This window comes from Clostridium sp., from assembly GCF_051656525.1.
GTDB lineage: Bacteria > Bacillota > Clostridia > Clostridiales > Clostridiaceae > Clostridium.
In genome coordinates, this window is the sequence record NZ_JBOGCC010000206.1 from 1 (window position 1) to 2,084 (window position 2,084).

At 29.0% G+C, this 2,084-nt stretch carries 3 protein-coding genes; all 3 read left to right on the plus strand.

Features of this window, described 5'->3' with window-relative positions:
- Positions 1 to 493: hypothetical protein (locus tag ACRDDY_RS10255; RefSeq protein ID WP_438564859.1), on the plus strand; the 493-nt coding region annotated here is incomplete at its 5' end.
- 128 nt (positions 494 to 621) lie between these two features.
- Positions 622 to 813 (plus strand): hypothetical protein, encoded by a 192-nt coding sequence (locus ACRDDY_RS10260; protein ID WP_438564860.1) that lies wholly within the window; start codon positions 622 to 624, stop codon positions 811 to 813.
- Between the two features lie 55 nt (positions 814 to 868).
- A partial coding sequence (locus tag ACRDDY_RS10265; RefSeq protein WP_438564861.1) for a hypothetical protein occupies positions 869 to 2,084 on the plus strand: 1,216 nt, incomplete at its 3' end.

Here is a 2,084-nt window from a genome sequence, read left to right on the forward strand (position 1 = left end):
TTCAAAAGAGATAGATTATATTGATAAATTAAAGAAATCTACATATGATGCTGCAGGTATAAATGATGAGTTATTTAATGGTACAAAGAATAATAATCAAAGTGTTATTTTTTCTCAGATATTGGACTCATTATTACCACTGGATTTAATTGAACAATTTAGACTATTCTTTAATGAAGTATTTAAAACTAATTCAGCATTAAAGAATTTTGAGTTAGTATATGTTGATTCAACTAGATTTAATAAGGATGAGAAGATTAAATTAGCTATTGGAAATGCTGGTATGTATAATTCTAAATTAGCATTAATGGCTTATCAAGGACATGAACCACATCAAGCATATAATATGTTAAAACAAGAAGAAATGATGGACTTGGGGAACATGATGAAACCTATGGAATCAGCACATACTTCTAGTGGTAAAGATAATGGTAGACCTAGTGTCAAAGATGCAAGTGGAGATGATAACAAAGCACCATTGGCACAGAACTAGTAACTAGATTGATTGTAGTTGACGTAGAGAGGTTGAAGGTGCGTAGTAAGGTAATTAATCCTTTTGACGATGTGTGATATTAAAATCGCTTTAAAAGGATTGTAAAATTAATAATTGGAGGAATGGATATGAATAATTCCAATTTCATATTTGCATTTTCTGAGGAAGATAAAAAAGAGCTTATAATTAATGGATTTAAATATATGGGTGAAGTTAATATGGGAATAAAAAGGGCTTATGTATTTAAAGACGATTGTAAGAAATTAAATTTCACTTTAGATAAGAGTAAATATTTGGTGAATAATAATATGTTCTATTAAGTGCTATTTATATAGTGCTTTTTAATACAAATTTTTAAGAAAGGAGGAATCCTTTATGAAATATTTAAGACTTCCGTGTAATTTCAGCAATCTGACATTTGATGAAAACGAGGATAAAAGACTTCTTAAATGTAAATTAAAGATTCAACATGATGCTAGTAATCCAAATAAATCATATTTTGATTTAGAAGACATAAAAGTTGCAGCAGAAAAAACATTAAGACATACACCGATATTAGGTAGTGTTGTATTTGATGAAGATTCTGAGGAATACAAACTTAATGGTCATGACATGGAATATAAGATAATTAAAGGTGATAATGGTTTTGAACTTAAAGTGTCACATATTGAGAGGATATACGGATTTATTCCGCATGATGCAGAAATTGAATATGAATATGATGGAGATAATGATAGGAATTATTTAATCAGTTACGGTTATCTTTGGAAGAATTATTTAGATGAAGTTCAAGATATATTAGACAGAAATGATGGGAATACAGATATATCAATGGAAGTAAGTGTAGATGATTCATTTGAAAGAGAAGATGGTTTAACTCAAATCAAAGATTATACTTTTGAGGGAATCACCATGTTAGGTGTGCCACCAGGAATGATAGGTGCTAACTTAGAAATGTTCTCAAGGGAAAGTATCTCAGATATCAAGAAACAAATGGAAGAATTATATGAAGTATATGCTTTAGAAAAGGAGGAAGATGGTTTGGAAAATGAAAATAAAAATGTAAATCCTGAAGTTCAAGAATTCAGCTTATCAGTTGAAAACATAACAGATCAGGTTGTAACTCAATTAAACTCAAGATTATGTTCAAGACCTGATTATTGGGGAGATACATATCAAGCAAGAGAGTTTTATTTTATGGACATATTGCCTGAAGATAAAATAGCAATAGTTGAAAATGCTGACTATTCTTGTAGACAGTGTTATGGGGTTCCATATTCTATTTCAGAAGATGTAATAACTTTAGATTTTGATAATAAAAAATCTTATATTTGTGAATGGAGAGAAATGAAAGGTGAAGAATCACCACAATTATTCCAATTAGAAGATGAACAATTAAAAAATCATATTGTTGAAAAGTTTAATTCAGTAGATACTCATGAAAATGAAGTTAAAGAATTAGATGAATTAAAAGTTACTTATGCTGAATTAGAAGGAAAATTAAATGACATGACTGATTATGAATCATTAAAAGAGTTTAAGGCTGATTATGACAAGGCTAAGTATGAACAAGAAGTTGAAGAGGCTAGCA